Origin of the sequence: Minwuia sp. IMCC3060, assembly GCF_029909435.1 — a bacterium.
In the GTDB taxonomy this organism is placed as follows: Bacteria; Pseudomonadota; Alphaproteobacteria; order Minwuiales; family Minwuiaceae; genus Minwuia.
In genome coordinates, this window is the sequence record NZ_CP123782.1 from 3,329,328 (window position 1) to 3,347,619 (window position 18,292).

The following is an 18,292-nucleotide window of genomic DNA, read 5'->3' on the forward strand; positions in this document are numbered from 1 at the left end:
TTGCCGAGCCCTCCGGGAGATTCAGACGACAGATCAGACATCAGCTGCATTGGCGGAGATTCCCGGTGGACGCTTTCCCGGCACGGCCCGAGCTCGACTATCCCTTTGGTGACCAGCGCCCCGAGGGGGCAGAGGTCATGGAAGTGGCGCCCGGGGTGCTGTGGGTCCGCATGGCGATCCCGATCCCCGGTCTGGACTACATCAACCTCTGGCTGATCCGTGACGGCGCCGGCTGGGCGATGGTCGATACCGGGCTGAAGAGCCGCAAGATCATGGCCTGGTGGGAGGAGATCTTCGAGAAGCACCTGGAGGGGCAGCCCATCACCCGCATCCTCTGCACCCACTTCCATACCGACCACGTGGGGCAGGCGGGCTGGCTGACGGAACGCTGGGGCTGCCAGCTCTGGATGACGCTCGGCGAATGGGCCTTCGGGCGCACCATGGCGCTGGACGTGGCGGAGCGGGTGCCGGAGGACGTGATCGAGCACTATCGTCGCATCGGCTACAGCGAGGAGATGCTGGAGGCACTGCGGGAGCGCGGCTACAACCGCGTCGCCAAGATGATGACGCCGATCCCGCGCAGTTTCCGCAGGCTGTACCAGGATCAGAAGGTGCGTATCGGCGACCATGACTGGCAGGTGCTGATCGGACGCGGCCACTCACCGGAACATGCCTCGCTCTGGTGCGAGGATCTCAACGTGCTGATCTCCGGCGACCAGATCCTGCCGCGCATCACGCCGCACATCGGCGTCTATCCCGCGGAACCGGACGCCAACCCGCTGAAACTCTATCTCGAAACCCTCGACGTCTTCCGCCCGCTGCCCGATGACGTGCTGATCCTGCCCGCGCATGGCGATCCGTTCCGCAGCCTGCACGCCCGGATCAACTATCTGCAGGACCACCACCGCGCCCGCCTGAAATCGCTCTGGAAAGGTGCCGGCGAATGGTCATCGGTGCAGGAACTGCTGCCCACCATGTTCCTGCGCAAGCTCGGCCCGGACGACATGGGCCTGGCGATGTCGGAGGGGATCAGCCACATCCACATGCTGATCGGCCAGGGCCGCATGGAACGCAAGATCGGCGACGACGGCGTCTACCGCTACCGCTCCATCGGCCTGGAGGCGCAGGCGGCGTAACTCGGCGTCGAGCCACTGCAGGCGGCGCCGACAGGGTTGGATCTGTCGTCAGGATCGCATGGGCGGTCGCAGGAACGGACTGCGGGTCGGTTTCCCTGATCGGTCGATTGACCGACGCAATGGAGAACCAGCCTTTCACCCGGCCGGCGATCTGCTCCAGACACACAAAAACGCCCGGCGGCGGGGCCACCGGGTCGTCCTGTGCGATCGCGTTCCCGTCAGGGTGTGATCAGAGCCCGTCGCGCTGCGCGCGCTTGCGGGCCAGCTTGCGGGCACGACGCACCGCTTCGGCCTTCTCCCGCGCCCGGCGCTGGGACGGCTTCTCGTAATAGTTACGAAGCTTCATCTCACGGAAGATGCCTTCCCGCTGCATCTTCTTCTTCAGGACCTTCAGTGCCTGGTCCACATTGTTGTCGCGTACGCTGACTTCCAAGGCGTTCCTCTTTCGTCTTCAGCAATGGCCGACCCCCAACGGGCATGACCAGAGAAATAGATACCGGTCCGGCGAACCCGCGTTCGCCAGTCGCGGGGTCTATAACATGGTCATTCCGGCAGGCCAAGGTGTATGTGGCCGAGTCGTTCGTGGTCCCCGGCCTGGCCTCTCGCGGTTCATGTGCTGACCCCGGCCAGCCCTCTCCCCCTCCCGACCACCCACGCGAGTATCCTGATGGGTGGTCGGGAGGGGGAGAGGGCTGGCCGGGGGACCAAAGAGATCCCAGGCGCAGCGCCCCTACTTCAGTACTTCCTCGGCGATGATCATCTTGCGGACCTCGGTCGTGCCCGCGCCGATCTCGAGCAGCTTGGTGTGCCGGTAGAGCCGGTTGATCTCGCTTTCCCAGATGTAGCCGATGCCGCCATGGACCTGCACCGCCAGGTCGAGCACCCGGTTCATCATGTTGGCGGTGAACATCACGGAGGCGGCGCTGAGCTTGTGCACGTCGCCGCGCCCGCCCTCGCCCTCCACCAGGTTGTTCACGGCGGAGAGGCCGCGATAGGTGAACAGGCGAATGGCCTCCACATAGGTGTACATGTCGGCGACGTGCGACTGCACCATCTGGAAGCTGGCGATGGGCTTGCCGAACTGCTTGCGCTCCCGCGCATATTCGACGGAAAGCTCCAGCGCGCGCTCCGAGATGCCGAGGCAGATGGGGGAGATCATCGCCCGTTCCAGATCCAGCCCGGACATGACAACGACGTGGCCGCGATTCTCCTCCCCAACCATGTTGGCAGCGGGGACACGACAGTCGTCGAACACCAGTTCACCGGTCTGGCTGCCTCGGAAACCCATCTTGTTGAGCTTCTGCGCCACGCTGAAACCGGGAAAGTCCTTCTCCACCACGAAGGCGGAAATGCCCTTGGCGCCGCGGTCGCGGTCCGTCTTGGCGTAGACCAGCAGCACGTCGGCGATGGGGCCGTTGGTGATGTAGAGCTTGCGCCCGTTCAGCACATAGTCGTCGCCGTCGCGCCGGGCGGTGGTGGCCATGGATCCCAGCGCATCCGACCCTGCCCCCGGCTCCGTCAGGCCGAGCGCGCCGACCAGGCTGCCGTCCACCAGACCGGGGATGTAGCGCTTGCGGATGTCGTCATTGCCGTTGCGCAGGATGTTGTTCATGCAGAGATTGTCATGCGCCACCCAGGCCAGCCCCAGCGCCGGGTTCCAGCGGCTGAAGGCCTGCAGCACCAGACCGGAACCGAAGACGTCCAGTTCCGCCCCGCCGAATTCCGACGGTGCCGTGACCCCCAGATAGCCCATCTGGCCCAGTGCCCGGAATTCCTTGTCCGGCCACCATTCCTCGTCATCCATCCGCGACGCCAGCGGCGCGAGCTGTTCCCGGCCATAGCGATCCGCCGTGTCCAGGATCTCGACCTGTTCCGGACTGAGGTCGAAGGCCTGCGCCCCCGACAGATTGTCACCCATTTCCATCATCGCCCTCCCCAAGCGAATCTCCGACCGCGATGCGGCCATCTCCCGTAACCGACAGATAGATACCACAGTCGACATGGCCGAAGCCCGACTGCAGCACTTTCGGGATCTGCATGTCACGCTCCGCCGTTTCCGGGTTCACGTTCGTCGCGCCGCACCGGTCGATCCGTGCCAGGCCCTGAAGCCGCGCGCCGCCGGCACTCACGGCCTTGCCGACCAGATCGAACTCGGCCCAGGCGGGCATGTCGTCGACGTAGATGTTGCCGCGAAACCGCATCGGATCGACCGGCTTGCGGGCCACCCGCTCGATATCGCGCACGCTGTTCAGGTTGATCAGGGACAGCACCGGCAGGCCGACATCACTCAGTTCCGCGCCGGGCGCGGTGACGATGCGCGGCGCGCCACGCAGTTCCTCCTTCGCCCAGGCAGACAGGAACTGCTCGACCAGGCTGCGTCCGATAGGCAGGGACAGGTTGCCCCGCGCCACCTGCCTGCCGTCCCGCAGCAGGGTCAGTGTCTGTTCGGCATCATCGAACTGCGCATCCAGCGTCGCCAGCCGCTCATGCTGCATCAGTTGCAGATAGCTGGTCTTGGGCAGATGCTTCGGATCAGCAGGATCGAAGGTGGTCGAGCCATGCGCGATCGCCCACTTGCGGTCGAACGGAATGGGCTGGCCTGCGGTCAGGTCGATGGCGGTCAGGTCATCGGCGGCAAGGCCCTTGACCGGATAGCGGCAGAGTCTGGTGATGCGTGTCATGGCGGGAGAGTGTCCCGACCCACCCCACGGATCAAGTGGCTGGCACACGGACAAGCCAATTGAATGCGAAATCTGGCTTGCCGCTGTCTTGCGCAAGCGTTGCACAATAACAACATATGTGGTGTCGGGTTGCCCAGCCGGGGACCGGACATCCGAACCGCGCGGCGACGCGCATCATGACAGGCAAACTCTAGTGAGACGCCGATGACAGGCCCGGAACGGGGTGTCGGACGCGGGCTTTGGAAAGAGGGAAGCATGGACTTCGAGAACTACACGGAACGGGCGCGCGGCTTTCTGCAAAGCGCCCAGGGGCTGGCTGTCCGGTCCAATCATCAGCGTTTCACCACGGAGCACCTGCTGAAGGTGCTGCTGGATGACGAACAGGGCATGGCCGCATCGCTGATCGCCGCCGCTGGCGGTGACGCGAAGCAGGCGCTGCAGCAGACCGAAATGGCGCTGGGCAAGCTGCCCAGGGTCGAGGGTTCCGGTGCCGGGCAGGTCTATCTTGCCCCGGAACTGGCGCGGGTCTTCGAACAGGCTGGCCAGTTGGCGACCAAGGCCGGTGACAAGTTCGTCACGGCGGAAATGATGCTGCTGGCCCTGGCCATGGCGAATGATGCCGAAGCGGCGAAGATCCTGAAGGGCGCCGGTGTCGCCCCGCAGGCGCTGAACACGGCAATCAACGACATGCGCAAGGGACGCACGGCGGACAGTGCCTCCGCCGAGGATGGCTATGACGCGCTGAAACGCTATGCCCGCGACCTGACCGAGGCAGCGCGGGAAGGCAAGCTGGACCCTGTGATCGGCCGCGACGACGAGATTCGCCGCGCCATCCAGGTGCTGTCGCGCCGGACCAAGAACAATCCTGTCCTGATCGGTGAACCCGGTGTCGGCAAGACCGCCATTGCCGAGGGCCTGGCGCGCCGCATCATCGACGGTGACGTGCCGGAGGGTCTGAAGAACAAGCGCCTGCTGGTACTGGATCTCGGCGCGATGATCGCCGGTGCGAAATACCGTGGCGAGTTCGAGGAGCGGATGAAGGCCGTGCTGCAGGAAGTGCAGTCGGCGGCCGGCGAGATCGTGCTGTTCATCGACGAGCTGCATACCCTGGTCGGTGCAGGCAAGGCGGACGGGGCCATGGATGCCTCCAACCTGCTGAAGCCGGCCCTGGCGCGCGGTGAACTGCACTGCATGGGCGCGACCACGCTGGACGAATACCGCAAGCATATCGAGAAGGACGCGGCGCTGGCGCGGCGGTTCCAGCCGGTCTTCATCTCGGAGCCGACGGTGGAGGACACAGTCTCCATCCTGCGTGGCCTGAAGGAGAAGTACGAGGTGCATCACGGCGTCCGTATCGCCGACGCCGCGCTTGTCTCCGCCGCCACCCTGTCGAACCGCTACATCACCGACCGTTTCCTGCCCGACAAGGCCATCGACCTGGTGGACGAGGCGGCGAGCCGTGTGCGCATGCAGGTGGATTCGAAGCCGGAGGAGCTGGAACTGCTCGACCGCCGGGTGATCCAGCTGAAGATCGAGCGCGAGGCCCTGACCAAGGAAAGCGATCAGGCCTCGAAGGACCGGCTGCAGAAGCTGGAGACCGAGCTGGCGGATCTGGAGGAGCAGAGCCGGGCGCAGACCGCGCGCTGGCAGGCTGCGAAGGACAAGCTGGGCGAGGCGCAGCAGGTCAAGGAAGAGCTGGACCATGCCCGCAACGACGTCGAGGACGCCAAGCGGCGCGGCGATCTGGCCTGTGCCGGTGAACTGACCTATGGCCTGATCCCGGAACTGGAGCAGAAACTGGCAGAAGCGGAAGGCAAGTGTGCCCCGGCCGGTGTCCGCGAATCGGTGACGGAGGAAGACATTGCCATCATCGTCAGCCGCTGGACCGGGGTGCCGGTGGAGAAGATGCTGGCCGGCGAGCGCGAGAAGCTGCTGCAGATGGAAGCGCGGATCGGCGAGCGTGTGATCGGTCAGGAAGAGGCGATCAGGGCCGTGGCCCACGCGGTCCGTCGTTCCCGTGCCGGTCTGCAGGACCCCAACCGGCCGATCGGGTCGTTCCTGTTCCTGGGCCCCACCGGTGTCGGCAAGACCGAACTGACCAAGGCGCTGGCCGAGTTCATGTTCGACGACGACCAGGCCATGGTCCGCATCGACATGTCCGAGTACATGGAGAAACATGCTGTGGCCCGCATGATCGGTGCCCCGCCGGGCTATGTCGGCTATGACGAGGGCGGTGCCCTGACCGAGGCCGTCCGGCGCAGGCCCTATCAGGTGATCCTGTTCGACGAGGTCGAGAAGGCGCATCCGGATGTCTTCAACGTGCTGTTGCAGGTGCTGGACGATGGCCGCCTGACGGACGGTCAGGGTCGCACGGTCGATTTCCGCAACACCCTGATCATCATGACCTCGAACCTGGGCAGCGAGCATCTGGCGGCACTGGGCCCCGAAGATGACACTGTCCTGGCCGAGGCTCAGGTGATGAAGGCGGTGCGGGACCACTTCCGGCCCGAGTTCGTCAACCGGCTGGACGAGATCATCCTGTTCCACCGTCTGGCACGGGCGCACATGGGCGGTATCGTGGATATCCAGTTGCGCCACCTGCAGGACCTGCTGGCGGAGCGGAAGATCGAAGTGGAACTGGACGACGCCGCCCGCGACTGGCTGGCCGATGCCGGTTACGACCCGGTCTATGGTGCCCGCCCGCTGAAGCGCGTCATCCAGCGCGAACTTCAGAATGCGCTGGCGGAACGCATCCTGGCCGGTGAGATCGCCGACGGGACCACCGTGGAAGTCCATGTCGGACCGGACGGGCTGACGTTCGAGAAGACGAAAGCCGTCGAAGCCGCCTGAAACGACGGGTGATGACGAACAGTCCCGGCGTTCCCTCTGACAGGGGAATGTCGGGACATTCGTATTGGCGGTGAATCTGGTCGGCTGTCCGGTCGCTCAGCGGGGCCGCGCGTCAGCCTTCCGGCTTCGGTGCGGGTTCCTTCAGCCAGCTCTTGATGTCGCGGGCGAACAGGCGGCGGGCGTCCGGCGACAGGTGGCCCAGCCAGCGGCGCAGGCCGCGACGCAGGTCGTCCTCCTCCACATCACCGTGATGCGCCTGCAACAGCACGTCCCGGTAATCCTCGACCGTATCGAGGCCCCATTCATTGTCCTTCGGGTCGAAGGCGTCGATGCGCGCTTTCACGGACGGAATGCTCAGCACCGCTTCAGTCAGAATCTCCGACTCCAGATCAAAGCCACCCCATTCCTGCCACCAGGCCGTGCTGCCCTTCCGGTCGAGCAGGTAGTTGTAGACGATCTGACCCTGGACGCTGCGGGCGCGGGTACGCGCTTCCTGCTCCAGGCGGGCATTGTCGCGGGCTTCGGTCAGGCTGACCTCCGCGACCTTGAACTGGGTCAGGCCCCGCTCGACCCAGATCTTCAGGGCCTCTGCAGGGACCGTGATCTCGCCATGCCGACGGGCGGGGCCGCCAGACGCGGCAGGGCGGCGGCGACTGCTGTCACCACCGCCCGACCGGCGACCACCCTTGGGGCGTTCTGGGTTCACGCTGCTTCCTTGCTGTTCTTGCGCCGCACCACCGCATCATAGTCCGCGATCAGGGCTTCGCAGATCCCACCCGGTGTGAAGGCATAGGGTCCGATCTCCCGCACCGGCGTCACTTCCGCCGCCGTACCGGTGAGGAAGCATTCCTCGAAATCCGCCATCTCCTCCGGCATGATCCGCCGCTCGATGACCTCGTAGCCGCGTTCCTTAGCCAGTGCGATCACCGTCCGGCGGGTGATGCCGTCCAGGAAGCAATCAGGCGTCGGCGTGTAGATCTTGCCGTTGCGGGTGAAGAAGATGTTGGCCCCCGTTGCCTCGGCCACCTGACCGCGCCAGTCCAGCATCAGCGCATCGGCATAGCCTTCCTTCTCCGCGGCATGTTTCGACAGGGTGCAGATCATGTAGAGGCCCGCAGCCTTGGACTCGACGGGCGCGGTGGCCGGATCGGGCCGGCGCCACTTGGAGATCTGCAGGCGGATACCCTGCAGCCGCTCCTCCGGCGAGAAGTAGCTCGGCCACTCCCAGACCGCGATGGCCAGGTTGATCCGGTTGGCCTGCGCTGACACGCCCATCATCTCGCTGCCGCGCCACGCAACCGGGCGGACATAGCCGTCGACGATCTTGTTGTCGGTCACGACCTTGCGGCAGGCGGCATCAATTTCCGCGACGGAATAGGGAATTTCGAAGTCGAGCAGGGCGGCGGACCGAACCAGCCGCTCCGTGTGCTCGGTCAGCTTGAAGATCTCGCCGCCATAGACGCGCTCGCCTTCAAACACGGAACTGGCATAATGCAGCCCATGCGTCAGCACATGTACATCTGCATCTCGCCACTGGACCATCTCACCGTTGTACCAGATCAGACCATCCTGGTCCGCGAAGTTGCTCATTGCCTGCCTCGTTTATACAAATGTGTCGCCTAATGCGCGTTGTGAGTAACATTGTAAGGAAACTAAGTCAACATGGTTGACGTATCTTTTTCCAGTTCCCCAAAGCCCGATGATGATGACCCTGCGACCGCCAATTGGGAAGCATGGTTTGACGGACAGAATCATCCGCAGGGTCGTGACCTGCGTCAGGCCATCGAGATGCTTTTCTTTGCCTACCGGGACTTTACGTCAGATCCGGATCAGGTTCTGGCCACCGTCGGCTATGGGCGCGCGCATCACCGGGTGCTGCATTTCGTTGGCCGCAATCCCGACATCACGGTGCAGGACCTGCTGAAGATCCTGAACATCACCAAGCAATCGCTTGCCCGTGTGCTGGGGGCCATGGTGCGCGATGGCTATGTGGCCCAGACCCCGGGGGCACGGGATCGCCGGTTGCGGCACCTGTCCCTGACCGAAAGCGGCCAGGCGCTGGAGGCCGCCTGCTCCGAGCCGCAGCAGGAACGGGTTGCCCGCGCCTTTCGTCGCGCAGGGCCGGAGGCCGTGGAGGGCTATCGCCGGGTACTTTCGGAATTGATCGACCAGGAGAGCCGCGACACCATCCTCGCCCAGATCCGCAAGTGAGCACCGGATACATGAAAGCCCCGCATGACCGATGACAGCCCGCATATCCTGATCGTTGATGATGACAGCCGGTTGCGCGGCCTGCTGCGCCGTTTCCTCGGCGACAACGGCTTCCGGATCAGCGAGGCCGCGGACACGGCGGAGGCGGAAAGCCGTCTGGCAGGGATCGAGTTCGACCTGCTGATCCTCGACGTCATGCTGCCGGGGGAGGATGGCCGGCAGTTCGCCAGTCGCCTGCTCGGCACCGGTCGGCAGGTGCCGATCCTGATGCTCACCGCCCTCGGCGATGCGGATGACCGGATCGCGGGCCTGGAAACCGGTGTCGATGACTACCTGACCAAGCCGTTCGAGCCAAAGGAACTGCTGCTGCGCATCCGGGCCGTGCTGCGGCGCGGCACGCGACGTCCGGCCACGCAGGTCCTTGGTTTCGGCGATTTCCGTTTCGACCGGGCCACCAACCGACTGACCCGTGACGATGCCCCGGTGCGGCTGACCAGCGGTGAGGCGGCATTGCTGCAGACCCTGGCCGCCCGCCCCGGTGAAACCATCAGCCGGGAGATGCTGGCAGGCGAAGCCGGTGACCCGGCGGGCCGCGCCATCGATGTGCAGGTCACGCGCCTGCGGCGCAAGCTGGAGGATGATCCGCGCCAGCCGACACACCTGCAGACCGTCCGGGGTGAGGGCTATGTCCTCTGGGCCACTGCGGTGAACGCATGACCGGACAGGGCATCAAGGCCAGCAGGTCCCGCACATGCGCGTAACCCTGCCTCTGCTGGGCCGGATGCGGCAACTGATGCCCAAGCGGCTGTTTCCCCGCGCCCTGCTGATCATCATCCTGCCGCTGATCCTGGTGCAGGCAATGGTCGCCTGGTTCTTCTATGAGCGGCACTGGAAGTCGGTCTCCGCGCACATGGCGTCCGGCGTCGTGGGCGAGATCATGCTGGTGCTGGACAGCATGTCCACGGCGGAGAAGCGGGCGGAGCGGGCCTGGCTGGCCCAGGCGGCCCAGGACAAGCTGCGCCTGCGCGTCGAATTCGTCGGCGGCGCGCAACTCAGCAACCCGGTGCGCGGCGCCGATATCGATCCCGGTGACTACTCGCTGAAGGACCGGATGTTCGCCCAGTTCATCGCCCGCAGCGTCACCTACCCCTTCGTCATCGACACGGGGTCGGAGGCCCGGCGGCTGGGGGTCAGCATCCAGTTGCCCGACGGGGTGCTGCATGTCTCGACGCGTGACGAGCGGCTGTACTCGCTGACCATCAACATCCTGATCATCTCCATGATCGCCACATCAATCGTGGTTCTGTTCATCGCGGTACTGTTCCTGCGCAACCAGGTGCGACCGATCCGCTGGCTCGCCTCCGCCGCGGAACGCTATGGCAAGGGCCAGGAAGCCCCGGACTTCCGACCCAGCGGCGCGCTGGAAGTACGAAAGGCCGCCCGCAACCTGCTGGAGATGAAGAACCGCATGACGCGGCAGATCGAGCAGCGCAGCGAGATGCTGGCGGGTGTCAGCCACGACCTGCGCGCGCCACTGACCCGGATGAAGCTGCAGCTCGCCATGCTGGGCGAGGACCCGGAGATCGAGGATCTGCGCAGCGACGTGAACGACATGCAGCGCATGGTCGACGGCTATCTGGCCTATGCCCGCGGCCAGGACCAGGAACCGGCGGAGCCACTGGACCTTGCCAACGTGGTCAGGGCGGTTGCCGACGACACACGGCGTCAGGGTGCCACTGTCACGGACAGCATCGCAGGTGATCTGCATATGATCGGACGGCCCAACGGGCTGAAGCGCTGTCTGACCAATCTTATGGAGAACAGTCGCCGCCACGCGGACAGCATCAGTCTGCTGGCGGAGCGCCGCTCCAACCAGATCTACATCCAGATCGACGACGATGGACCCGGCATCCCCGCAGAGCGGCGCAGCGAGATGTTCCGCCCCTTCCGCCGCATGGATGACGCGCGCGGGCCGGACACGGGCGGCGCCGGGCTGGGTCTGACCATCGCCCGCGACGTGGTGCGCCGCCACGGCGGCGAGATCAGGCTGGGGGCCTCCGAGATGGGCGGGTTACGGGTGGAGCTTCGGTTGCCGGTATAGCGCGTTCTTTCACTGCCTGTTCCATCCCTCTCCTGAGTCGTTTGTAGACCGTGCCTCCCCTCTCCCCCTCCCGACCACCCATGGGATGATCCTTGTGGGTGGCCGGGAGGGGGAGAGGGGAGGCACGGTCCACACCCGGACTCACATCGGGACGATGGACACCACCAGCAGCATGCCGAGCATACCGTTCAGCAGGCGCCACTGCCTCTCCGTCTTCAGCAACCGCGCCAGCATCGCCCCGGCGCCGCACCAGAGGGTCAGCGCCGACGCGCCGCAGACCATGAACACCAGCGCCATGACCAGGGCCGCGAGTACCGGATTGCTCATCCCCCCGGCGAAGGCGGCACTGGCCCCGAAGGCCATGGCCCAGGCTTTCGGATTGACCGAGACAAGCATCAGTCCTGCCACATAGCTGTAGGGTCTGATCTCCACATCGCCCGCCGCGCCGGGCGCACCGTTGCGGGCCGTCCGCCATGCCAGCCAGAGCAGATAGGCCGATCCGGCGAGCCGCAGCGCAAGTTCCAGCGCCGGCGCCGCCGCGATCAGGCTGGCCAGCCCGAACCCGGCACAGAAGACCAGCGTCCCAAGTCCCGACACCATGCCCGCGATCAGCGGCAGGCTGCGGCGCACGCCGAAGTTCATCCCTGAAGCGGTGGAGAGCGTCGTTGCGCCGCCGGGCGTGATGGTCGTGACGACGGCAAAGAGAACAAGGGCCGAGAGGATTTCCATGGCAGACACGTCCCGAAATGAATGCTGCCGACCGGATCAGTCCGGCCGGCAGCTTCAAGGGAGTGCGGCAACAGCCGTGGGACAAACGAGTTTAACTCGACCGTCGCACAGGATTTCTAAGCCGGGCCCGGTCAGGCCGCCACGGCATCCGTGCAGCGGTTGCAGATGTCCTGGGTCTCCGTCACCTCGGGCAGCACCATCCAGCAGCGCTGGCACTTGCCGCCTTCGGCCAGGGCCGGGACCACGGCGACGCCTTCCACATCGTCCAGCGTGAAGGCGCCTTCCGGTGCCGGATCAGTGCTGATGTGGATGTCGGAGGTGATGCAAATCTCGGCCACGTCGAGGCCATCGAGCAGTGCCGCGTCCTCCGCCGAGACATGCACGACCGGCGCGGCCTGCAGGCTGGCACCTATCCGCTTCTCCCGCCGTTCCACCTCCAGCGCGCCGGTCACGACGCGGCGGATGCGGGCGATGCGGTCCCAGCGGGCCGCCAGATTGTCGTTCAGCCATTCCGCCGGGATCTCCGGGAACAGCTTCAGATGCACGCTGTCGGACGGGTCGTTGAAACGGCTCTGCCAGACCTCCTCCGCCGTGAAGCTGAGGATCGGCGCGAACCAGGTGACCAGCGCATGGAACAGCCGGTCAAGCACGGTACGGGCCGCGCGGCGGCGCACGGAACCCGCCGGATCACAGTAGAGCGCGTCCTTGCGCACATCGAAGTAGAACGAGGACAGCTCGACGGTGCAGAAGTTGAACAGCTCCACATGGATACGGTGGAAATCATAGACATCCAGGTTGCGTCGCAGGTCGCGGTCCATCACCGCCAGACGGTGCAGGATATAGCGCTCCAGCTCCGGCATCTCCGCGACCGGCAGTTCCTCCTCCGCCGACCAGCCATCCAGATTGCCGAGCAGGAACCGCATGGTGTTGCGCAGGCGACGATAGGAATCCGCCGTCGACTTGATGATGTTCGGCCCGAACCGCAGGTCCTCCGAGAAGTCCGCCGCCACGACCCAGAGCCGCAGGATATCGGCGCCATACTGTTTCATGACGTCCTGCGGGGAGATCGTGTTGCCGACCGACTTCGACATCTTCTCCTTCTTCTCGTCCAGCAGGAAACCGTGGGTCAGCACTCCCTTGTAGGGCGCGCGGCCACGGGTGCCGCAGCTCTCCAGCAGGGACGAATGGAACCAGCCGCGGTGCTGGTCGGAGCCTTCCAGATAGAGGTCCGCCGGGGACCGCAGGTCGTCGCGCTTCTCCAGGCAGAACGCATGCGTGGTGCCGGAATCGAACCAGACATCCAGGATGTCACGCGCCTGCTCGAAGTTGTCCGGATCATGGTCCGGACCGAGGAAGACGGACGGATCGGACTCGAACCAGGCGTCACAGCCGTCGCGGGCAATCGCCTCCACGATGCGGGCGTTCACCGCCGGGTCACGCAGCGGCTCGCCGGTGCGCTTGTCGACGAACACGGTGATCGGCACGCCCCAGACACGCTGCCGCGACAGCAGCCAGTCGGGCCGGCGCGCAATCATGTCCCGCAGGCGGCGCTGGCCCGAGGCCGGATAGAAGGCGGTCTCGTCGATGGCCTTCAGCGCGGTCTCCCGCAGGCCGTTCTTCTCCATGGAGATGAACCACTGCGGCGCATTGCGGAAGATCAGCGGTGCCTTGGAGCGCCAGCTGTGCGGATAGGAATGGACGATCTTGCCATGCGCCAGCAGGCCGCCGTGCTCGGTCAGGGTCTCGATCACCGGCCCATGCGCCTTGAACACATGGTGTCCGGCGAAATGCGGCACATGCGGGTAGTAGACACCGTCCGGCCCTACCGTGTCCGGCACCTCGACACCATATTCACGGCCAAGGTCGAAGTCCTCCGCGCCATGGCCGGGCGCGATATGGACGAAGCCCGTGCCCTGTTCCGTCGTCACGTAGTCGGCGGGCAGCAGCCGGTCCTCATAGGTATAGCCAAGCGCGCTCAGCGGATGGCGGCAGACCGTTCCGGCGGGATTGGTCACGGCGGCGACGCGGGTCCAGGCACTGATCCCGGCCTTTGCGCGCACTTCCTCGGCCAGGGCATCGGCCAGCGCCAGCTTCTCCCCCACCACGGCCAGGGAACCTTCCTCCACCGCGTCGACCTGATAGACGCCGTAGGCGATCTCCTCCCCATAGGCCAGTGCCCGGTTGCCGGGGATGGTCCAGGGAGTCGTGGTCCAGATCAGGATCGACGCGCCTTCCAGGGCCGGATCGTCGGTACGGACGACCGGGAACCGGACCCAGATGGTGAAGGACGTGTGGTCGTGATACTCGATCTCCGCCTCGGCAAGGCTGGTCTTCTCCACCACCGACCACATGACCGCCTTCGACCCCTTGTAGAGGGAGCCGTCCATCAGGAACTTCAGCAACTCGCTGACCGTTACCGACTCGGACTCATAGGCCATGGTCAGATAGGGGCGTTCCCAGTCGCCGAAGACACCGAGGCGCTTGAACCCGTCGCGCTGCACGTTGATCCAGTGATCGGCGAAGTCGCGGCATTCCTTGCGGAATTCCTTCAGCGGCACCTCGTCCTTGTTCTTGCCGGCCTTGCGGTACTTCTCCTCGATCTTCCATTCGATCGGCAGGCCATGGCAGTCCCAGCCCGGCACGTAGTTGGCGTCGAAGCCCAGCATCTGGCGGGAGCGGTTGATCACGTCCTTCAGGATCTTGTTCAGCGCGTGCCCGGCGTGGATGTCGCCATTCGCATAGGGGGGGCCGTCATGCAGGATGAACTTCTCCCGCCCCTTCGAGCTTTCGCGCAGCTTGCCCCAGATATCCATGTCGTACCAACGCTTCAGGATCTCCGGTTCCTTCTGCGGCAGGCCAGCGCGCATGGGAAAGTCGGTCTTCGGCAGGAAGACGGTGTCCTTGTAGTCCTGGGTCATGTCTGAAACTCGTTTGTGGTCTGCCACGGCAGGGATCGCTGGCGCGCGGCACATTCTTCATCGGGATGGCGGTCAGAAAGGCAGATTGGCCCGGCCCTGAGTATTACAGGACCGGGTTGATAATTCGCCGGACGGCTGAGACTGCATCCATGAAACGTCGCATGAGCGGGCTTTTACCAGCGCGTCGCGGGGATGTCGAGGCAACGGGCCCGCATCGCCGCATCCAGCGACGCGCGCTGGTCCAGCAGGCTGCGGTACCAGTCGAGACGCGCCGTCACGTGATCCTCCAGCCGCCGTTCCCGCGCCACGTGGGCATGGGCATTGCGCAACAGCCGGCGACGCAGGGAATGATCCCCGATCAGGGCGCGCAATTTCAGTCCGAACTGTCGCGGCGTGCGGAAGATCAGGCCGGTCTCATTGTGCCTGATCGTCTTCTCGTAGACGGTGGGCGCGGCCAGCACGGCGGTCCCCTCCGCCGCACACTCGATGAACTTCAGATCCGATTTCAGGCGATTCTTCGGTGTGTCGGAAAGCGGCAGCAGGGCGATGTCCGCCTGCCCCAGCAGTTCACGGTAGCGGTCATGCGGACAGGTCGGGTGAAACACCTTCCGCGCCGTCTCCAGCGCATCGAAGAATCCCCGGTCATGCACGACCGTGACCCGCACCCGGTCACCGAAGATACGCAGGACGTCGTTCAGTTCCGCCATGACGGGCTGCCAGTCCTCCTCCCGGTTCAGGGCGCCGAAGAAGAGGGTGACCGGCTGCCCAAGCGCCCTTTCTGGCACCTGCAACGGCGGGACATTGGCCAGCTGGTTGGGGAAGACACCCACCGTCGGATTGTGCTGGCGAATGAACGCGCCCAGTGCATCTGTGGAGGTCTGGACGGCGTGGCTGGCGCGCAGACAGAAGAAGTTCGTCCGCACCACCATCGGCCAGATGCGCGGGTCATCGTCCCATTCGGAAACCACCAGATGGCCCTGCCGCAGCAGTTTCAGATGATCATCCGCCCGCGCAGGCTCCAGGATCTGGCGCTGCCAGACGAAGACCGATTCCTCTCCCGGTTCCGGCTGCTTCATTGCCTGACCGCTGCCGAAGACATGACACCGGACGCCGGGCAGACGCGCCAGCGCCGCGGCGGGCTGATGCACGCGGATATCGTTGACCGCCGCAACCGGTCGCAGGGTGAAGAACTGGATCAGCATGGCTCAGTCAGTCTCTCTGACACCCGACCGCGACCGGAACGGCCCCGACGACCTGCTACTTGCTGGTCTCGGGGACCGTGCCCTTGGCGCTGCCGCCGGACTTGCTGCCGCCGGACTTGCCGCGGCCCGACTTGCCGCCGGACTTCTTCGCCTTCGGTGGTGTCCGCTCCGCCGCTGCTTCCAGATCGAAGACCAGCTTGCCCTGCTCCAGACGGATCTTCACGTGTCCGCCCCGTTTCAGGGTCCCGAACAGCAGTTCCTCCGCCAGCGGCTGCTTGATGCTTTCCTGGATCACCCGCGCCAGCGGCCGGGCACCGAATTCGGGCGTGTAGCCCTTGTCGGCGAGCCAGGTGCGTGCCGCATCGGTGAGCGAGATCGTCACGTCGCGGTCGGAGAGCTGGGCCTCGAGCTGCAGCACGAACTTGTCGACGACACGGCCCACCACCTCCGGCGCCAGCGGCGCGAAGGGAATGATGGCGTCGAGACGGTTGCGGAACTCCGGCGTGAACAGCTTCTTGATCGCTTCGGAATCCTCGTCGGAGCGCATGCCGCGGTTGAAGCCGATGGCATGTTTCTGCATCTCCGCCGCGCCGGCATTTGTCGTCATGATCAGCACGACATTGCGGAAGTCGATCTTCTTGCCGTTGTGATCGGTCAGCTTGCCGTGGTCCATGACCTGCAGCAGCAGGTTGAAGACATCCGGATGCGCCTTCTCGATCTCGTCCAGCAGCAGCACGGAATGCGGATGCTGGTCCACGCTGTCGGTAAGCAGCCCGCCCTGGTCGAAGCCGACATAGCCCGGCGGCGCACCGATCAGGCGGCTGACGGTATGGCGCTCCATGTACTCCGACATGTCGAAGCGGTGCAGCGTCAGGCCCATGGTATCGGCCAGCTGCTTCGCCGCCTCCGTCTTGCCGACACCGGTCGGGCCGGAGAACAGGTAGGAACCGATCGGCTTCTCCGGTTCGCGCAGACCGGCACGCGACAGCTTCACGGCGGACGCCAGAGCCTCGATGGCGACATCCTGGCCGAAGACAACGCGCTTCAGGTCGTCCTGCAGGTTGGCCAGGACATTCTCGTCCTTCTTGGTCACGGATTTCGGCGGAATGCGCGCGATCTTGGAAACCACGGCCTCCACATCGCGGACACCGATGACCTTCTTGCGGCGGCTCTGCGGCTTCAGCATTTCCGCCGCGCCCACCTCGTCGATCACGTCGATGGCCTTGTCGGGCAGCTTCCGGTCGTTGATGTAGCGGGCCGAGAGTTCCACCGCGGAACGGATCGCATCGCTGGTGTAGCGGACCCCGTGATGTTCCTCGTAGTACGGTTTCAGACCATTCATGATCTTTACCGCATCCTCGATCGTCGGCTCGTTCACGTCGATCTTCTGGAACCGGCGCAACAGGGCGCGGTCCTTCTCGAAGTAGCCGCGATATTCCTTGTAGGTGGTGGAGCCGACGCAACGGATCGTGCCGGAAGCCAGCGCGGGCTTCAGCAGGTTCGATGCATCCATGGCACCACCGGAGGTGGCCCCGGCCCCGATGACGGTATGGATCTCGTCGATGAACAGGACCGCGTTGTCGATCCCCTCGATCTCCCGCATCACCGCCTTCAGCCGTTCCTCGAAATCACCCCGATAGCGGGTTCCGGCCAGCAGTGCGCCCATGTCGAGGGTGTAGATCGTCGCCGAGGCGAGTACATCGGGGACATTGCCTTCGACAATGCGCCGCGCGAGCCCTTCCGCGATCGCGGTCTTGCCGACACCCGGCTCGCCCACATACAGCGGATTGTTCTTGGTGCGGCGGCAGAGGATCTGGATGGTGCGGTCGATCTCCAGCGCGCGTCCGATCAGCGGATCGATCTTGCCCGCCCGTGCCTTCTCGTTCAGATCGACACAATACTGGGCCAGCGCCTCGTTCTCCGGTGCCTCGGCCTCCGCCTCACCGGCTTCCTGCATGCCCTCGTCCTCGCCGTCCTCCTCCGGATCGTCGGAGCCGCGCACGGCGCGCTCCGCGTTCAGGCCGGGGGCCTTGGCGATGCCATGGCTGATGTAGCTGACGGCATCGAGACGGGTCATGTCCTGCTGCTGCAGGAAATAGGCGGCGTGGCTCTCCCGCTCCGCGAAGATCGCGACCAGGATATTGGCGCCGGTCACTTCCTCGCGTCCTGAGGACTGCACATGGATCAGCGCACGCTGCACCACGCGCTGGAAACTCAGCGTAGGCTTGGCGTCTTCCTCCAGCGTCTGCGCCAGATCCTTCAGATCCTCGTCAATGAAACGGGTCAGCTCCTGTGCCAGCTTGCCCAGATCGACGTTGCAGGCGCGCATGACCGCGACCGCATCCGGGTCGTCGATCAGACTGAGCAGTAGATGCTCCAGCGTCGCATATTCATGATTGCGTTCACCGGCCAGATTGAGGGCACGGCGCAGGGTTTCTTCGAGATGTCTGGAGAGCGATGGCAC

Annotated in this window: 14 protein-coding genes; 5 read left to right on the forward strand and 9 right to left on the reverse strand. The window is 65.0% G+C overall.

All coding sequences use genetic code 11. The features are described 5' to 3' along the window. Positions 1-65: 65 nt before the first annotated feature. The gene (locus QGV54_RS15590) at positions 66-1,136 is read left to right on the forward strand and encodes an MBL fold metallo-hydrolase (protein ID WP_281019785.1); all 1,071 of its coding nucleotides are present in this window, start codon (positions 66-68) and stop codon (positions 1,134-1,136) included. 229 nt (positions 1,137-1,365) lie between these two features. Here the strand turns inward: QGV54_RS15590 and rpsU are convergent, their stop codons facing one another. The 3 genes from rpsU to QGV54_RS15605 form a co-directional block, all read right to left on the reverse strand. Continuing rightward, entirely contained in the window at positions 1,366-1,569 is a 204-nt protein-coding gene (gene rpsU / locus QGV54_RS15595; RefSeq protein WP_109794465.1) for a 30S ribosomal protein S21, read from the reverse strand. A gap of 297 nt (positions 1,570-1,866) precedes the next feature. Beyond that, positions 1,867-3,054 (reverse strand): acyl-CoA dehydrogenase family protein, encoded by a 1,188-nt coding sequence (locus tag QGV54_RS15600; RefSeq protein ID WP_281019985.1) that lies wholly within the window; start codon positions 3,052-3,054, stop codon positions 1,867-1,869. Then, positions 3,047-3,817 (reverse strand): MOSC domain-containing protein, encoded by a 771-nt coding sequence (locus QGV54_RS15605; protein WP_281019783.1) that lies wholly within the window; start codon positions 3,815-3,817, stop codon positions 3,047-3,049. The genes QGV54_RS15600 and QGV54_RS15605 overlap by 8 nt, the downstream gene beginning before the upstream one ends. 255 nt (positions 3,818-4,072) lie before the next feature. Between QGV54_RS15605 and clpB the strand changes: the two genes are divergently transcribed. Then, positions 4,073-6,667, forward strand: coding sequence for an ATP-dependent chaperone ClpB (gene clpB, locus QGV54_RS15610; RefSeq protein WP_281019782.1), 2,595 nt, complete (start codon positions 4,073-4,075; stop codon positions 6,665-6,667). A gap of 112 nt (positions 6,668-6,779) precedes the next feature. Here the strand turns inward: clpB and QGV54_RS15615 are convergent, their stop codons facing one another. Together QGV54_RS15615 and QGV54_RS15620 are read right to left on the reverse strand one after the other, a co-directional pair. Further along, positions 6,780-7,373 (reverse strand): hypothetical protein, encoded by a 594-nt coding sequence (locus tag QGV54_RS15615; RefSeq protein ID WP_281019781.1) that lies wholly within the window; start codon positions 7,371-7,373, stop codon positions 6,780-6,782. Further along, a complete protein-coding gene (locus tag QGV54_RS15620) occupies positions 7,370-8,257 on the reverse strand; it encodes a branched-chain amino acid aminotransferase (RefSeq protein WP_281019780.1) in 888 nt (295 codons plus the stop codon). Before QGV54_RS15620 ends, QGV54_RS15615 begins: the two co-directional genes overlap by 4 nt. 72 nt (positions 8,258-8,329) lie before the next feature. Between QGV54_RS15620 and QGV54_RS15625 the strand changes: the two genes are divergently transcribed. Genes QGV54_RS15625 through QGV54_RS15635 form a run of 3 tightly spaced genes read left to right on the forward strand, consistent with a single transcriptional unit; the run spans position 8,330 to position 10,979 of the window. Next, complete coding sequence (locus QGV54_RS15625) at positions 8,330-8,878, forward strand: MarR family transcriptional regulator (protein ID WP_281019986.1); 549 nt, start codon at positions 8,330-8,332, stop codon at positions 8,876-8,878. 24 nt (positions 8,879-8,902) lie between these two features. Then, entirely contained in the window at positions 8,903-9,595 is a 693-nt protein-coding gene (locus QGV54_RS15630; protein WP_281019778.1) for a response regulator, read from the forward strand. 34 nt (positions 9,596-9,629) lie between these two features. Further along, complete coding sequence (locus QGV54_RS15635; protein ID WP_281019777.1) at positions 9,630-10,979, forward strand: ATP-binding protein; 1,350 nt, start codon at positions 9,630-9,632, stop codon at positions 10,977-10,979. Positions 10,980-11,120: 141 nt separating this feature from the next. On the opposite strand, the gene QGV54_RS15640 is transcribed toward QGV54_RS15635, so the two are convergent. The 4 genes from QGV54_RS15640 to clpA all read right to left on the reverse strand — a co-directional run bounded on the left by QGV54_RS15640 (position 11,121) and on the right by clpA (position 18,292). Continuing rightward, positions 11,121-11,708: a LysE family transporter gene (locus QGV54_RS15640; protein WP_281019776.1), complete on the reverse strand. Its 588-nt coding sequence runs from the start codon at positions 11,706-11,708 to the stop codon at positions 11,121-11,123. A gap of 131 nt (positions 11,709-11,839) precedes the next feature. Continuing rightward, positions 11,840-14,626 (reverse strand): isoleucine--tRNA ligase, encoded by a 2,787-nt coding sequence (gene ileS / locus QGV54_RS15645; protein WP_281019775.1) that lies wholly within the window; start codon positions 14,624-14,626, stop codon positions 11,840-11,842. Positions 14,627-14,799: 173 nt separating this feature from the next. Next, on the reverse strand, positions 14,800-15,828 hold the full coding sequence (locus QGV54_RS15650) for a glycosyltransferase (protein WP_281019774.1): 1,029 nt from the start codon (positions 15,826-15,828) through the stop codon (positions 14,800-14,802). A gap of 55 nt (positions 15,829-15,883) precedes the next feature. Continuing rightward, positions 15,884-18,292: an ATP-dependent Clp protease ATP-binding subunit ClpA gene (clpA, locus tag QGV54_RS15655; protein ID WP_281019773.1), complete on the reverse strand. Its 2,409-nt coding sequence runs from the start codon at positions 18,290-18,292 to the stop codon at positions 15,884-15,886.